At 39.7% G+C, this 16423-nt stretch carries 15 protein-coding genes; 9 read left to right on the top strand and 6 right to left on the bottom strand.

Going from position 1 to position 16423, the window contains the following annotated elements; genetic code table 11:
* The first annotated feature begins 285 nt into the window (after positions 1-285).
* The 5 genes from ACYSNU_RS08565 (at position 286) to yihA (ending at position 5335) form a co-directional block, all read left to right on the top strand.
* Positions 286-573 carry a hypothetical protein gene (locus ACYSNU_RS08565; protein WP_461736761.1) on the top strand — a complete coding sequence of 96 codons (288 nt, stop codon included), beginning with the start codon at positions 286-288 and terminating at the stop codon, positions 571-573.
* 71 nt (positions 574-644) lie between these two features.
* Positions 645-1607, top strand: a complete 963-nt coding sequence (locus ACYSNU_RS08560; RefSeq protein WP_461736760.1) for a hypothetical protein — start codon at positions 645-647, stop codon at positions 1605-1607.
* Between the two features lie 269 nt (positions 1608-1876).
* The gene (gene tig, locus ACYSNU_RS08555) at positions 1877-3163 is read left to right on the top strand and encodes a trigger factor (RefSeq protein ID WP_265459207.1); all 1287 of its coding nucleotides are present in this window, start codon (positions 1877-1879) and stop codon (positions 3161-3163) included.
* Positions 3164-3368: 205 nt separating this feature from the next.
* Positions 3369-4616: an ATP-dependent Clp protease ATP-binding subunit ClpX gene (clpX, locus tag ACYSNU_RS08550; protein WP_461736759.1), complete on the top strand. Its 1248-nt coding sequence runs from the start codon at positions 3369-3371 to the stop codon at positions 4614-4616.
* Between the two features lie 128 nt (positions 4617-4744).
* Positions 4745-5335: a ribosome biogenesis GTP-binding protein YihA/YsxC gene (gene yihA, locus ACYSNU_RS08545; protein ID WP_265459209.1), complete on the top strand. Its 591-nt coding sequence runs from the start codon at positions 4745-4747 to the stop codon at positions 5333-5335.
* An 88-nt stretch (positions 5336-5423) separates the two neighbouring features.
* Here the strand turns inward: yihA and ACYSNU_RS08540 are convergent, their stop codons facing one another.
* Positions 5424-5576 carry an SPJ_0845 family protein gene (locus ACYSNU_RS08540; protein ID WP_461736757.1) on the bottom strand — a complete coding sequence of 51 codons (153 nt, stop codon included), beginning with the start codon at positions 5574-5576 and terminating at the stop codon, positions 5424-5426.
* Between the two features lie 161 nt (positions 5577-5737).
* On the opposite strand from ACYSNU_RS08540, the gene ACYSNU_RS08535 reads away from it, so the two are divergent.
* The gene (locus tag ACYSNU_RS08535; RefSeq protein ID WP_461736756.1) at positions 5738-7069 is read left to right on the top strand and encodes a hypothetical protein; all 1332 of its coding nucleotides are present in this window, start codon (positions 5738-5740) and stop codon (positions 7067-7069) included.
* A gap of 14 nt (positions 7070-7083) precedes the next feature.
* A complete protein-coding gene (locus tag ACYSNU_RS08530) occupies positions 7084-7524 on the top strand; it encodes a hypothetical protein (RefSeq protein ID WP_461736755.1) in 441 nt (146 codons plus the stop codon).
* 46 nt (positions 7525-7570) lie between these two features.
* On the opposite strand, the gene ACYSNU_RS08525 is transcribed toward ACYSNU_RS08530, so the two are convergent.
* Genes ACYSNU_RS08525 through ACYSNU_RS08515 form a run of 3 tightly spaced genes read right to left on the bottom strand, consistent with a single transcriptional unit; the run spans position 7571 to position 11190 of the window.
* Positions 7571-9511: a PTS fructose transporter subunit IIABC gene (locus tag ACYSNU_RS08525; RefSeq protein WP_461736754.1), complete on the bottom strand. Its 1941-nt coding sequence runs from the start codon at positions 9509-9511 to the stop codon at positions 7571-7573.
* Positions 9512-9523: 12 nt separating this feature from the next.
* Positions 9524-10441, bottom strand: coding sequence for a 1-phosphofructokinase (pfkB, locus tag ACYSNU_RS08520; protein ID WP_461736753.1), 918 nt, complete (start codon positions 10439-10441; stop codon positions 9524-9526).
* Complete coding sequence (locus ACYSNU_RS08515) at positions 10438-11190, bottom strand: DeoR/GlpR family DNA-binding transcription regulator (protein WP_461736752.1); 753 nt, start codon at positions 11188-11190, stop codon at positions 10438-10440. Before ACYSNU_RS08515 ends, pfkB begins: the two co-directional genes overlap by 4 nt.
* A 165-nt stretch (positions 11191-11355) precedes the next feature.
* Between ACYSNU_RS08515 and ACYSNU_RS08510 the strand changes: the two genes are divergently transcribed.
* Both ACYSNU_RS08510 and ACYSNU_RS08505 read left to right on the top strand, forming a co-directional pair.
* On the top strand, positions 11356-11904 hold the full coding sequence (locus ACYSNU_RS08510; RefSeq protein WP_461736751.1) for a GNAT family N-acetyltransferase: 549 nt from the start codon (positions 11356-11358) through the stop codon (positions 11902-11904).
* A 101-nt stretch (positions 11905-12005) separates the two neighbouring features.
* Positions 12006-13484: an alpha-amylase gene (locus ACYSNU_RS08505; RefSeq protein WP_461736750.1), complete on the top strand. Its 1479-nt coding sequence runs from the start codon at positions 12006-12008 to the stop codon at positions 13482-13484.
* A 187-nt stretch (positions 13485-13671) separates the two neighbouring features.
* Here ACYSNU_RS08505 and ACYSNU_RS08500 read toward each other — a convergent pair whose 3' ends face one another.
* Both ACYSNU_RS08500 and ACYSNU_RS08495 read right to left on the bottom strand, forming a co-directional pair.
* Entirely contained in the window at positions 13672-14547 is an 876-nt protein-coding gene (locus ACYSNU_RS08500; protein WP_461736749.1) for a helix-turn-helix domain-containing protein, read from the bottom strand.
* Positions 14548-14604: 57 nt separating this feature from the next.
* Positions 14605-16395 carry a sensor histidine kinase gene (locus ACYSNU_RS08495; RefSeq protein WP_461736748.1) on the bottom strand — a complete coding sequence of 597 codons (1791 nt, stop codon included), beginning with the start codon at positions 16393-16395 and terminating at the stop codon, positions 14605-14607.
* Positions 16396-16423 lie beyond the last annotated feature (28 nt).

The raw sequence follows: 16423 nt of genomic DNA, 5'->3' as shown, positions 1-16423 counted from the left end.
CTGGCGCTATCCGAAATTGGTCTAACCAATCCTCCTTGTTATTATTTTCGGAAACACTAATGATTCTATAGGTTTGTTAAATCATTGTCAATTATTTTTTTAAAAATGGTCTACTTGTAACAAAAGTTTAACATACTGAAATATTTCCTCCTCTTTTTATTAATCAACAAGATAGAAGATATTTTTATAGAAGAAAAAATAAAAAAAGCGAGAAAAATCTTATTTAAATATTTTTTTCTCAGTTATTTTTAGGTATACTAGCTGTAGAAAGTCGAGGGGATGCAGGTGCAGGAAGTACCGGTAATTACATTAAAAGAATTAAAGGCAGCAATTGCTCAATTGGAAAAAGAGCATCAGCTTGCAGAAGATACCAAAGTTTTTTTGAATACTGGCTGGGACAGCGTGCAGGAAATTGCACCAGACGCCTTAAAAGTTGCCAAGGTCCAAGCTTTTACTGTTGAAGATCCCTTATCTGGAGAAGAGTTCGGTGGACATTCGCTTTTAAATAAAGCGGAAGCAATGAAAGCCCGAGGTAAAATTGAAACGGCGATTATTATCAATAATATTTACTAAAACTTGAGTAGCAGCTATTTTTAGTTGTCTCAAGTTTTTTTCATAAGAAAACAACGTCTGGAGAGAAGACAATGGCAATTTTTAATTTTCCAAATTCCCGAGAAGACTTTATCCGCCTGGGAAAAGAGGCCATCGAGCAGGGAGAACAGCAAAAGGGATTAAAATTATTTCAAGAGGCCTATGAAATTGAGACTGATTTTTCTTTAAATTTTTTGCTGGTTCATTTAATGATGGAAACTGGTGAACATCACCAAGCATTGCGCTTGGCGCAAGATTACTTGTCGGATTATTTGCAGGAGAGGCAATACTTTGATTTGTTTTTCCAATTGTTGCTGTTAAATCAACAATTTCTAAAAGCTCACGAGTATTTAGCACAATTTGCTGGCCACCAAGACCAAGCCTGGCTAGATTTATTGCATCAACAGCTAACTCAATTAGAGGACTACCTGAGTCAACTAGAACAGCAAAAGCTTGCGGATTTACGCAAAGGCTTGACGACCATTAATCAGCTAACAATGCAACAGCAGGCTCGCTTTATTGAAACGCTGATAGCCACCCCACTAAATTTCTTTTTAGAAATGGCGGCTATTATTTTAACTGATAATCAGGTAAACTATTTCAGTCGTTTAAAAGTTTTGGAGGAATTAATTAAACTTAAAAGAAAAGAATCCTTCACTTTCCGTTGGTTTAACGAAAAAGAACGACAGGTTATTCCCAGTCAGCTGGGATTGGTAGAAAATTCAGCTGAATTAGCTAAAGTTGAATTGTTTTTAACCCAACAATTGGAACATCAACAACCGGATCTTTTACAAGCCCTCTTAGAAGAGGTTCAGCTGCATCTGACGATTTTATTTCCATTTGAAACGGAGACTATTACAGCATTGGGGGGCGTGCAACTGTTTGCTGAGAGCTATTTAGCAGAATACAGCGAAGGCTACTCAGAACAGTTTGACGAGTCTCCAGAATTCAACCGTATTCAAGAATTAAAGCAAAATCTGCGGCAGTTTATTTGGCAATTGATGGAGGGAAGTTAATATTTAGACAAAAGTTGTAAAATTCGGCTATCTTCTTTTGCGAATATGTTTACAATCCTTGGTGCTTAGTGTAATATTTAAAAGGTATGTGGGGCAGTAGATAGCTAGAAAAGGCTTGTAGGAACTACCCGAATTATTGCTAAAAAAGTTTTGGCTTGAGGCGTAAACTTATGCGATCTCAGGAGAAAACCCCAGCTGTAATTCGGCTATTTCAATGCCGCTGCTTAGACTGCAAACCCAGTAATAATAGATATTTCGGAGGGAATCAAATGACAGCAAAATGGGAAAAAAAAGGCACCAATGATGGTGTGTTAACCTTCTCTATTGAACGTGCTCAAATCGAAAAAGGCTTAACCATCGCTTTTAATAAAGTGAAAGGTAATTTAAATGTTCCTGGCTTCCGTAAAGGAAAAGTATCACGCCAAGTATTTAACCGTATGTACGGCGAAGCAGCTTTGTATGAAGATGCCTTGAACGCAGTTTTACCAGAAGCTTATGAAGCTGCTGTAAAAGAAGCGGCAATCGACCCAGTTTCTCAACCTAAAATTGATGTTGAAAGCATGGAAGAAGGCCAAGACTGGGTGATTACAGCTGAAGTAACTGTGAAACCAGAAGTTAAATTAGGCGAATACAAAGATTTAGTTGTGGAAAAACAAGACCGGGAAGTCAGCGAAGAAGACGTTGATGCACGGATTCAACGGGAACAAGAAGCACAAGCAGAATTAGTCGTTAAAGAAGACGCTGCTGCTGAAAATGGCGACACAGTTGTCATCGACTTTGAAGGCTTTGTTGACGATGTTGCGTTTGAAGGCGGCAAAGGCGAAAATTATTCGCTTGAATTAGGTTCAAACTCATTTATTCCTGGCTTTGAAGATCAATTAGTTGGTCATAAAGCAGAGGAAGAATTAGATGTTAACGTAACTTTCCCTGAAGATTATCAAGCGGAAGATTTAGCTGGTAAAGAAGCAATCTTCAAAGTAAAAATCCATGAAGTGAAAGCGAAAGAATTACCAGAATTAGATGATGAATTTGCTAAAGATGTTGACGAAGAAGTTGAAACATTAGCAGAATTAAAAGAAAAATATCGCAAAGAATTAACTGAAACCAAAGAACAAGCGGCAGTGGATGCTAAAGAAGAAGCAGCAATTAAAAAAGCTGTCGACAATGCAGAAATCTTAGATTTACCCCATGTTATGGTTCATGATGAAGTACACCGGGCGATGGATGAATTCTTAGGCAATATGCAACGCCAAGGCATTTCACCTGAAATGTACTACCAATTGACTGGTTCAACTGAAGCTGATTTGCATACTCAATTTGAAGGCGAAGCTGAAACGCGGACTAAAACAAATCTAGTCATTGAAGCAATTGCAGAAGCTGAAAAATTTGAAGCGACTGACGAAGAAATTGAAAAAGAATTGCAAGACTTAGCAGATACTTATCAAATGCCGCTAGACCAAGTTAAAAACTTGTTGTCTGAAGACATGCTAAAACATGATATCGTGATGAAAAAAGCTGTTGATTTAATCACTGGCACAGCTAAAGAAGAAGCATAATTTTTTATTCATATCATAAAAGATGAACGTGGGGCATTCTTTACGGATGTGCCACGTTTTTATTTCGTTATGATTGCAGAATGATGAAGATAAGTTTTAGTTTAGCTTGCCACTCTTTTTAATTTAGGATATTTGTGATATGATACCTTTAGTTTGGGGAAACCTCTAACTAAAAGTATGTACGAGAAATAAATGAGGTGAAAAGATGTACGATAACACAGATAGTACAGATACAGTTCGTTGTTCTTTTTGCGGGAAGACCCAAGAAGAAGTACGCAAAATCGTAGCTGGCCCAGGTGTTTATATTTGTAACGAGTGTATCGAGTTGTGCAAAGAAATTATTGATGAAGAGTTTTATGATGAAGCTGTTCGTGATGTTCTTGACGTGCCAAAACCTCGTGAAATCTTAAATGTTTTAGACGAATATGTAATTGGCCAAGAACGGGCGAAACGCGCCCTGTCCGTCGCTGTATATAACCATTATAAACGGATTAATCACGGCGTTGAAAACGCTGATGAAGTTGAACTACAAAAAAGTAATATTTGCTTAATCGGACCAACCGGTTCTGGGAAAACTTTCTTAGCGCAGACCTTAGCCCGCACGTTAAACGTACCTTTTGCGATTGCGGATGCGACCAGCTTAACAGAAGCTGGTTATGTCGGTGAAGATGTTGAAAACATCTTATTAAAACTATTGCAATCTGCTGATTACAATGTCGAACGGGCAGAAAAAGGGATTATTTATATCGATGAAATCGATAAAATTGCCCGCAAGAGCGAAAATGTTTCAATTACTCGGGATGTTTCCGGCGAGGGGGTTCAACAAGCCCTCTTGAAAATTCTTGAAGGAACAGTTGCCAGCGTACCACCGCAAGGCGGGCGCAAGCATCCTCATCAAGAATTTATCCAAATTGATACCACCAATATTCTATTCATCGTAGGTGGCGCCTTCGATGGTATTGAAACGATTGTCCGCAATCGTCTCGGCGAAAAAACAATCGGCTTTGGCGCAGACAACAAACGTCTTGGGGAAAATGAAAGTGTGATGCAGCACATCATCCCAGAAGACTTGTTGAAATTTGGTTTGATTCCTGAATTTATCGGCCGCTTGCCTGTGACAGCTGCCTTGGAAAAATTATCTACCGAGGACTTGGTGCACATTTTAACCGAGCCGAAAAATGCTCTAGTAAAACAATATCAAAAATTATTGGCACTAGATGATACAGATTTGGAATTTGAGCCGGATGCGCTACGTTCTATTGCGAATAAGGCCATCGAACGGAATACTGGTGCCCGCGGCTTGCGTTCAATCATTGAAGACATTATGATGGACATTATGTTTGATATTCCCTCAGATGAATCGATTGAAAAAGTTGTGATTACCAAAGCTGCAGCTAATGGCGAAGCAGAACCAATTGTGATTTACAGCAGTGATTCTAAAAAAGCTGGCTAATATCAATTGAAATAAAACGGAAGTTTGCGGAGACAAGCCTGAATCCCTAACTTCCGTTTTTTTGAAATGTAGCATTAGAAAAGTTTACAAAAGAAAAATTTACACAACAGAAATAAAGGAGAAAAAGAATGGATGTACATAATGCAGAGATTGTCATTAGTGCGGTAGAGCCCAAGCAATATCCAGAAGGCGGTCTGCCGGAAATTGCACTGGCGGGGCGGTCTAATGTTGGGAAATCTTCATTTATTAATACGTTAATCAATCGGAAAAATTTGGCCCGGACCTCCGGCAAACCCGGGAAGACCCAGACGCTAAATTTTTATTTGATTGAAAATGCTCTCCACTTTGTGGATGTGCCTGGCTATGGTTATGCGAAGGTTTCTAAAACCGAGCGGGCCAAGTGGGGCCAGATGATTGAAACTTATCTGACGAATCGCGATAATTTGCGGGCTGTAGTCTCGTTAGTTGATGCCCGTCATGAGCCTTCAAAAGAGGATGTGCAGATGTATCAATTTTTAAAATATTATGAGCTTCCAGTGATTGTGGTAGCGACAAAAATTGATAAAATTCCTCGAGGCAAGTGGAACAAACACGAAAGCATGATTAAAAAGGCGCTGGACTTTGATAAAAATGATGACTTTGTCTTGTTCTCTTCTGTTACGAAAGAAGGAAAGCAGCAAGCCTGGAATGCGATTGAAAGTTATTTAAAAGGAAAATAAAAAATTTGCATCAGCAGGTCTAGCGCTAGACTTGCTGGTGCAATTTTTTTTAGTTAAAAGCCGACTGACAAGCTAGCCAGTCTAAAACTTATTTTTTAGTTTTCTTTTCGTCTTCTTTTTCGTTTTTTGGTTTCAAAAAACGGTCAATATCTTCTTTAGGCGCAACCTTCTTTTCGGGGTCAATTGCGAAATTTTCAAACAACGTATCTAAATCGTCGGTTTTTTCAAATTTAAGTCCCATTGTGAACACCTCCAGCTTCATGATTATTTTAGCATGATTAGCGGTAAAATAAAATACTTGTGTTTGAGGTTGGCTGAATCGTAAATTATTCGTTATAATAATTATAGATAGAAAAATGCGAAGAAAAAGCAGATAAAAAAACAATAGGGAGGCTTGAGAATATGCAAAAAGAAGAGCAGATTTACTTGGTCAATCAATTACGGATAACCGATCAGCAGGATTTTGCGGCGGTGGTCAACGACTGGGCCCTTCTCAGTCGCCTACTGATTGACGCGACTTTTATCCAAATTGACTTTAAAGATATGATGGATTATCATCCGGATATTATTCAAGAATTCTTTGCCGATGTGGCTGACAATCAATATTTTACCTTAACAGTCGGGAATCCCAATAATGTTTTGATGCTGCAACGCTCGAAAGCCAACCTGTTGGAAAAAATTATTATTGATAAAGATATTTATCAAAATCATCAGCAGGTGATTGATGATTATCAGGTGCGACGTTTGGAGGAATGGGGCATTTACGGGTATGCCCGCTCCTATGATGAATATTTATATAACAATACTGAAAATATCGAAAAGCGCAAACTCTTTGAGACAACTGAAGAAATTCAGCAATTACCAAAAATGTTAAATGACCAAGGGGTTACCCAAATTGATACCAATCAATTACCCGGCTGTGATTTATTTTATGACGGCCTCTGTTTAACGGCCTGCTGGCGCATGTTTTTTTCAAAGTATTATTTTCGGATTATCCTAAAGCAAATCTTATTAGATATTCAGCAGGTGGAGGCAATTCAAGAACATGCCAATGACTTGATTGAAATCACGCTTTTCAAAAAGCCCCTGAATTGGGATTTGCCGGCTAATCTTAATTACCAACAGCTTTTTCGCGACCAGTTGGGGATTGATCAATTGGTTTGGACAAATGGGGTCGGGGTGTTGAAGGATCCGTTTATCGAATATTCCTATTACAAGCACACGATTCAAACTGTGCAGTACCAAAATAATCGGCTGCAGCCAACAGAAAAGAAGCGGGCCACTCATTTCGTCACTCGCTACTATGATTTACTGAAACAGACCTATAAAGAGCGGCGGGTCAGAGGGCTCTTAAATTCTCAGGCTTATTTTCCTTTGATGGATGAAATGAAGTCGACGATGATGAATTATAAAATTTTAAACCCGTTATTGACGATGGATGAAGGTCTGGCGGCCTATGAATTTTATATTCGCAATTACTTGGAAATCAATGTCAAGGATGAGAATTACCAAAATTATTTGGCAGTCTTAAAATTTTATATTCCCAATGAGGCGCTGCAGCACGTCCCCGTAGCTGAGCTGCGTCATCAGATGAAGGACATTAAAATTGGTCGTGTCCGCAAAAATAAAGGGGACCTGAGGCTGGACTTAAAAAAAGGGACCAATCATTTGCGGGTGGTCTTTGCTAGCCAGCAAAAGTTAGAGGAACAAAAATCAAATAGAGCGTTGTCTTAGAAGGGTTTGATTTAATGAAGGATTCCGTTGATTTAAAAACATATTACTTAATTATTATTCCGGCTGTTCTGGTGATTATTGTGGCTTTTTTGTCACCGGGCTTTGAGTATAAAGCGCAATTTGCATTCTTTATCGTGGGGGTCAGCTTAGTCAGCCTGTTTGTTTTAAACTATTTTGAAGGAAAGGGGCGTAAAGAACAGCCCCAGCAACAGTCTCCAACTGAGGAATCAGACGAAGCGAGTGGAACTCCTGAAAAAGAGACGACAGCTGACACTGAGTCAGCCGAAAAAAATGCAGTAGAGGCGACGGTTGCAGACAAAGAGATTGAAGTTCAAGCTGCTGAATCAACAGAGGTGCAAACAGAAAATGAACAGTCGAAAGACGAGACACAAGTTCAGTCGAAAGACGAGACACAAGTTTATTCAAAAGAAGAGACAAGTTCAGAAACAAAATAAAAGAACCACCAACCTTTTTATGACAAGGCTGGTGATTCTTTTTAATTTAAGCTAATTCTGTTGTTTCAACTTTACTTTTTTTCAAGATTCCAAAGAGCACTCCAGAGATTACCGCACCTAAAGCGATAAATAATAAGTAAAGCACTGGGCGGTTCAATAGCATCACAACGAAGATGCCGCCATGGGGAGCCATTAAACGAATACCGAATTCACCAACTAAAGCGCCAGTAATTGCTGAGCCGACAACAAAACTTGGAATAGCTCTTAATGGGTCAGCAGCGGCAAAAGGAATGGCGCCTTCTGTTACAAAAGACAAGCCCATCACGATATTAGTTAAACCTGAATCTCTTTCTTCTTTGGTAAATTTATTTTTAAATAAACGAGTCGCAATAAAAATTGCTAATGGCGGTACCATACCACCGGCCATAACAGAAGCCATTACGACAGAGCCACCTTCAGTCAATGTGGTAGCCAAGGTAGCAGTTCCAAAGACATAGGCCGCTTTATTAACAGGTCCACCTAAGTCAACCGCCATCATGCCGGCTAATAACGCACCTAATAGAAGAGCATTTGTTCCATCAAGACTAGTTAGAAAATCATTCAAGGCAGTGTTAATGGCACTCATTGGCACGTTGACTAAGAGCATTAAGAAACCAGTGATTAAAACACCAAAGACCGGATAGAATAAAATGGCTTTAATTCCCTCCAACGATTTTGGCAGACCGGCGAAAATTTTTCTCAGAGCAACAATCACATAACCGGCGATGAAACCACCAACTAAAGCGCCTAAGAATCCAGCACCTCCAGCATTTGCTAGAGCACCGGCTGCAAAACCAGCTACCAAACCGGGACGATCACTAATACTAGAAGCGATGAACCCAGCTAAAACTGGTAACATAAAGCCAAAGGCAGCACTACCAATTTGGTTGAACCAGCTAGCTACTTCATTATAATTTCCCAAACTAGCAAGTTGATCTGTTGGCACACCGATAAATTGGTCAATCATAAAGGAAAGGGCAATCGCAATCCCGCCGCCGATAACAAATGGCAACATGTGGGAGACACCGTTCATTAAATCTTTGTAAATTCTTTGGCCGATTGAACCATCGGCAGAAGCTTCATCACTTTTTGCTTCACTGCTATTTCCGTGGAATACAGGTGCATCACCGCTTAAAGCGATATTAATTAATTCTTCTGTTTTACGAATCCCGTCACTTACAGGACGATTGACTAATTCTTTGCCGCTGAAACGATTCATTTCAACTTTTTTATCAGCTGCTACAATAACGGCATCCGCCCGGGCAATATCTTCAGCGGTCAATTTATTTTTAATACCTTCTGAGCCGTTTGTTTCAACTTTAATCTCAACGCCCATTTCTTTAGCTTTTTTCTTTAAGGCATCTTCTGCCATATAAGTGTGGGCAATCCCAGTTGGGCAGGCGGTGACTGCAACAATATAACGGCGATTAAAATCTTTTAACTCCTCTTTGTTGGCAGCTTCCGCTTGTTCGGCTTTTTCTTCCGCTTCTTTAGCATCTTCGGCCGCTTGGAAAAGATTTTGAACATCGTCAGGCGTTTGAGCTGTTTTTAATTTTGCGACGAAATCTGGGTCAATTAGCAAGCGAGACAAAGCAGCCAAGGCTTGTAAATGCGTATCGTTGGCGCCTTCTGGAGCAGCAATCATAAAGAATAAATAAGTTGGCTGGCCATCTAAAGCTTCGTAATCGACACCTTTGTTGCTTTTCGCAAATAAAACAGTCGCTTCTTTGACTGCTTTATTTTTGGCATGAGGCATCGCAATGCCGTCCCCAAGGCCAGTGGAAGTCTGAGCTTCCCGTGCTAAAATACCTTCTTTATAGGCATCAATATCCGAAATTCGGCCGGCTGCATACATCTTTGCCACCATTTCATCAATGGCACCTTTTTTATCGGTAGCTTGTAAATCCATAATCATTGCATCTTTGATTAACAAGTCTTTGATATTCATAAAAAAATCCCCCTATTTTTCCACTTCTGTAATTTTTACTTCCGGTAGCAACAATTCAATAAATTCTTGAGAAGCCAAGTCGTCAGAGAAGGCGGTGGCACTGCCACAAGCCACGCCCCAACGGAAGGCTTCTACAGCATCTTGCGTTTTGGCAAAGGTTCCAACAAATCCGGCAATCATCGAGTCGCCAGCACCAACAGAGTTTTTTAATGGCCGTTTTAAGACATTTGATTGATAGACCTTATCGCCACTAAAGAGCAAGGCGCCATCGCCAGCCATTGAAATAATCACATTTTTGGCTCCGGCTGTTAGCAATTTTTTTCCGTAAGGTAAAATTGCGGCGACAGAATCAAAACTAGTATGATAAAGTTCAGCAAGCTCATGATTATTTGGCTTCACCAACAAAGGTTGATGAGCTAAGGCATCCAATAAATCTTCTCCAGTCGTATCAATCACAAATTCAGCTTCTTTATCATTGACAATTTGAATCAACTCTTGATAAAAGCCTTTGCGCAGGCTGGCCGGTGCACTGCCGGAAAGGACCACGACATCATTTTTTTCAACTTGACTCAAGGCTTGTTTCAATTCTTGAATTTCTTCATTAGTTAAAGCCGGTCCAGCTCCGTTAATTTCAGTTTCAGAATCAGATTTCAGTTTAATATTAATCCGGGTGTCATCGGCAATCTTTGTAAAATGACTGGTGATGCCTTCTTCTTTAAGCCAGTCATTGATAAAACCGCCAGTGAAGCCACCGAGAAAGCCAAGTGCAGTGGAGTGACTGTCAATCCGTTTCAAAATTCTTGAGACATTAATTCCTTTGCCGCCGGGAAGTTTAAAATCTTGAGAAATCCGATTTAAATCCCCCAATTTCAATTGATCCACATGAACAATGTAATCAATGGAAGGATTTAGCGTTACCGTATAAATCATTTTATTGCCTCCTTGATGGTAGTCTGCTTTTTTAAAGCTGGTAAATATTCAGCAGGGCAGTAGTTGGTTATAATAGTGGCACTGCTGACGTCCGCCACTTTAAAGAAGGACGTTTTATTAAATTTGGAATCGTCTGCCAGTACGAAGACTTTTTCTGCTTGAGCCATCGCCATCTGTTTTAGAGCGCCTTCTTCTGGATCAGGTGTAGTCAACCCAAATGTTTCATGAATGCCATTCATCCCCATAAAAGCACAGTTGAAACGCATTTGCTGCAGTTGAGCAATCGCAAAATTTCCCAAAACCGCATTGGTGGTCAGTTTAATACTGCCACCGAGAATAATCGTTTCAATGTTTAAATCCACAAGCTCATTTGCATGCCGGACTGAATTTGTCACCACCACAATTCGTTTATCTTTTAAAAAGGGAATAAATTCTAATGTGGTGGAGCCAGCATCCAAGTAAATGATGTCGTCTTCACGGATTTCTGTAAGCGCCATTTGAACGATTGCTTGTTTTTCGTGAAGGTTCTTGAATGTTTTTTCATTCAGATTTGGTTCTAAGCCTAAGGGTTCAATTATTTTTGCGCCGCCGTGAATTCTGGTTAATAAGCCAGCGTCTTCTAATTCTTGTAAATCTCGGCGAATAGTTGATTCAGAGGCGCTTAGCTGATCCATTAAGTCCTGTGATTTGATTAGCTGTTGACGGTCTAATGCTTCGAGAATTTTTTGTCGACGTTCATCTGTAAGCATTTTCATCCCTCTCTTCAACATGTAGTGTAACACAATCTTTTTAACAGTTCAATCAAAAACCGTCATAAACAATCAAAAACATTCACTTCTTTTTATTGAAAATTTTTTACTATTTAGACAACTTGTTTTAAAATATATGAAAGCAGTCTCAAGGAGGTTACAAAAATGATTGAGTTGCAGACAGAAAGGTTAATCATTAGAGACCATCGGCCAGAGGATTTAGCTTCCCATCATCAATTATTCAGCAATCCGCAAGTGATGTATTATTTGCCGGAACTACAAACATTTTCTTTCGCTGCATCAGAAGCAAATTTGCAGCAGGCCATCGAAGAGAGTAAAAAAGAACCACGAAAAAATTACTTCTTTGGTATCTTTACCCATGCTAAAGAACGAGTCGGTGAAATCGGCTACAGTCTGTTAGCAGATTCGCCGTTGGGAAAACACGTTGAGGTCGGTTATTTTTTACAAAAAGAGTTTGAAGGCTTTGGCTATATGACGGAGGCCTTCAAGGAAGTTTTACGGTTTGCTTTTTTTGAAGACGATGTCTATCGAATTTTTTGCGGGTGTTTAAAGGAGAATATTGCCTCTGAAAAAGTCATGCAAAAATGCGGACTAATAAAAGAAGGGGACTTTAAAAAGTTTCAATGGCATCAAGGAGCTTTTAAAGATCGTTTGCAATATCGTTTATTAAAAGAGGAGTTTCAAAAACTTTAAAATCAGAGTTTTCCTAAGGTAAAGAGTAGAATAAATATATCGAAAATTTTCATAGTAATTCTTTCATACTTTAAAAAACGGAAATAAAAAGGAGCAAGCTTATGACAAATCCAACAATTTTACAAGGTTTTGAATGGTATTTACCGGCTGATAGTACCCATTGGAAAACTATCAGTCAAAAAGCTGAGGAACTAAAAAGATTCGGATTCTCAGGTGTTTGGCTGCCGCCAGCTTATAAAGCAGCGCAGGGAGTCAATGATGTCGGCTATGGCACCTACGACCTTTACGACTTAGGGGAGTTCGACCAAAAAGATACAGTGGCGACAAAATACGGAACAAAAGAAGAATATCTACAGGCGATTAGAGACTTACACGCCCAAGAAATTGAAGTCTATGCTGATATTGTTGTCGATCATTTTATGGGAGCCGACGAAGAAGAAACGGTGTCTGCTGTCAAATACAGCGGAGATAACCGCAATCAACCCATCAGTGACGAACAAGAAATTTCTGCTTGGACAAAATTCACCTTTCCTGGACGAGGTGGTACTTACAACGATTACGTTTGGACATGGCCAAATTTTTCCGGTGTTGATTATGATGCCAGACGCCATGACCATGCCATTTTTAATTTTGCTGATAAAGGCTGGGATCCTGAAGTCGATGATGAAAACGGAAATTACGATTATTTGATGGGCTGTAATTTAGACATGGAAAATCAAGAGACTGTAGAACAGCTAGATAAGTGGGGCAAATGGTATCAAGAAACAACTGATGTCGATGGCTTTCGCTTGGATGCTGTTAAACATATTCAATTTGATTATTTTGTCGATTGGCTTTTACACCGCCAAGAGGAAAAGCAGGCGGATATGTTTGTCGTTGGTGAATATTGGAGTGATGAGTTAGATAAATTAGTCGATTACATTGACTCTTCAGGAAATTTAATCAATCTCTTTGATGTGCCGCTGCATTTTAATTTACAGCAGGCTTCTAATTCAATGGGAGCTTATGATATGCGGGATATTTTTAAAGGCACGTTGGCAGAAGAAAGAGGCGATTGGGCGGTTACGTTTGTCGATAACCACGATACCCAAAAAGGTCAAAGTCTTGAGTCGTGGGTCGAAGGCTGGTTTAAAGCTCAAGCCTATGCGTTAATATTATTACGGGAGGCCGGCACGCCAGTTGTTTTTTGGGGGGATTTATATGGAATTCCTTCACAAAATGTCGATCCAGTCGGCGAAGATTTAACAGCGCTCTTGAAAATTAGAGAGCAGTTGGCCCACGGCAGTCAAGTCGATTATTTCAACGGTCCAGATGTCGTCGGCTGGGTGAGAACAGGTGATTATGAGCACGAAAATTCCGGTTTGGCGGTGGTGCTAACGAATCACACCGGCGGCGAATTAGAAATGACGGTCAGTGCCACCCATGGAGAAAAAGTTTTCGTAGACCTTTTGAAAAATAATCAGGCTAAAATCCAGTTAGATGATAACGGCAAAGGCACATTCCCGGTAAATGACGGTAGCATTTCAGTGTATGTAAATGAAGAAGTTGCAGAAAAAATCTGGGCTATGCTGGAAAATTAAGTCTTTTTCAGCGGTTAAATATTGAAAAAATTTCTACCACTGTACTTAAAATAAAAGTCATTAGATTTATTAAAGCACAATTTTAGACAGCAATAAAAAAGATGCCAATTCAGTTGTTCACTTGCTGAATCGGCATCTTTTTTTGTGTGGAGAAAAATAGCTCTCGAAACCTGATTTTGACAAAAACTTATTGGCGACTAGTTTCCAAAATTAGGTTTATATACCTTTCTGTCCCTTGGGCATATTGTTCATAGCCCAGCTGATGCCTAAAAAAATAAACCATCTCACGGCAGATTTCTTCCCCTTCAACCTTATTTTCAAGGGCCATAACTAAGCCGTTAATAATCCGATTCATTGTCGCATGACTGAGATTTTGCATAATTTTTTCTGGCTGCTGGAAACTTTCGTAGGTAGTAATGATTTCTTTAGCCTGCTGAACCTCTTGATCTAAAAGGGCATGGAGACAAATATGCAGATAAAAATCTTGGCTATAGCGACGAGTTGTCAAAGCTTTGATTTTTTTCTTCGCCGACTGCTGCCACAAAAAGGAGCGAACTTCTTTTGACATGGAGTGACAGCTGTAGGTTGCCAAGAGAAACTCAAATTCTCCCCAAGTTTCGACACTTTCCAAATATTGCCAAAGGGGTGTCATATCGAAGTCGAAATTTTTATGAAATAGACGATTGCCATAATCCATCAAAATTAAGGCAATAAAGTAATTGGCTTCTTTTCGGGCATCACCTAAAATGCCAGCAGCACTTTGAGTTTGTACCAACCAATTCCGCCAGCTTTCTTCATCTTTTTTTATAATAATTTCATCGATAATTTCCTCTAAGCGGCGAACCGAAACTAACTGGACAGCTTCGTTGTACTCAAACATAAATTCTTTCACTGAAACATTGATTCGCTGTAAAAGGGCAAAGAATTTGGTAATCGTGATATCATTTTGATCCTTTTCAAAGCGTCTTAAAAACTGCGGACTGACAATATCTGCGGCAGTCTGATTTAACTGATAGCCTTTTTGCAGGCGAAATTTGCGAAAGAGCGCTCCAAATTGATTCATATTGTCCTCCTGAGTAACAGCAGCAAATCTTAGTCTGCTGCTGTTTGTTTATGCCCTTTAAAAAGGGATTGCTAAGATAAATGTGGTGCCCGCTGGACTGCTTTCAACTTTTAAAAACCAGTCATTTTTTTTCACGATTGAAGAGACTGTAAACAGTCCAAGGCCCGTACCGCCATCAGCAGATTTCGTAGTAAAAAAAGGTGTGAAGATATGTTCTTCAATGTCTTTTGGAATACCAGGACCGTCATCGCTTATTTCCAACAGGGCAAAACTTTTTTTCTCAAAGACATGTCCGGTCTCTTGGTAGGCTGCATTTTGGGCAGCGTCGGCGTGACTGAGTTTTACGCTGATTGTTCCGGTCCCATCAATCGCCTGATAAGCATTGGTAATCAGATTGTATAAAATCACTTGGATATCATCTTTTTCAAAATAAGCACTTTGGTCTGTGTCCAGCTCATAGGTGAAGCTAACTGTTTTGGGAATCAGCAGCTTGAGGGTGTCCAAAGCTTCTTTCACAACTTCCTTTAGCTGTTGATTTTTTTTCTGACCGTGGCTAACCCGCGAAAAACGCAACACATTGCTGGAAAGCTGCTGACCTTTTTCAGCTGCATGATAGACTTCTTTTAAATCATCCACCAATAATTCATCTTCCTGGTGTTCTTCAATTAAAAGTTGCAGATTGCCAATCATCGGAGTCAAAAAATTATTCATGTCATGGACAATTGTCGTGGTCAACAGGCCAATTGTTTCCAATTTTGATTCTTGGAAAATGGTTTTTTCCATCGCATGTTTTTCTTCTAGAGAGCGCTGGCGTTCCTTTAAGCGTAGATTTTCTTGATAATTGCGATTTTTGCGGGTGTTATTAATGTAGATAAAACCCAATAAAACTAACACGACAAAGAGAATAATCAATAAACCCAGACTCATCATACTACCCTCAATCACTAGACCGTTCCACTCATTAAAATCGGAGTTGCTTGCAACCACCAGACGGGTAGCGCCAATCGTAATCCATTGATAGGCGCCGATTTTTAACACGCGGGTCGGATTTTCCTCCGTCCACCAGTAAGAATAATAACTGAGGGTGCCCTTTTGATTAGCCAGCTGTTCTTCTTCAAGACGGCGTAAATCTGTGTAGTCCAAATCAGGAAATTCCCGCTGACGATCTTCGACAATCGTCAACCCGACTTGTTCAGTGGAAGGATGCATGACGACCTTCATATCTTGGTCTTTAATCATCGTATAGCCTTGAAAATCATTTTGTAGTGGGTCAAAGTTTTCTTGATAAAATTTTTCTAAATCAATTGTTAAAATTAAAATTGCCTGATTTTGATTGCTATCCGTAACTTTTTGATAAAAATTCAAATAAGAGCTAGTGTAATCATAAAAAACTTGACCGTTTTCCTGCCCACTGGTTTTAACACCAGTCGGATAATCAGGGTCAGTCATCACGTAACGGGGAAAAGTTTCTAGAGCTTCCAACTGCTGGCCTTTTGTCTGCCAGCCTTTAATCAAAAGGCCGCTATCTGTGACTAAGCTGAGGGTAGCCATGCTAGTGACGGCATGGGAGAGCTCTTGACTGAGTAAATCCGCTGTCAAATTATCAAAAGAGGCTGTCAGTTCATCACTGCGGGATAGATTTTCCAGGTCCTCTCGGTAATTTTCTATTTGCAATGTTAAAATTTTAATGGCATCATTGTTTATAGTAGTTAGATGCTCTTCGGCAAGCTTCATGCTATGGCGCTGGACCGATGAATAGGTGAATATCGACAGGGCTAAGCCAACGGCCGTAATGATTAAAACGCTGATAAAGCCAACGTAAATCCACTTGTTTGATGGTTTTCTCATAGTTTGTCCTTTCAAATGAACATCTAAA

The organism is Enterococcus sp. LJL120 (assembly GCF_054871765.1).
Note: the sequence above shows the minus strand (reverse complement) of the source record. Positions and strands in the feature narration are given on the sequence as shown.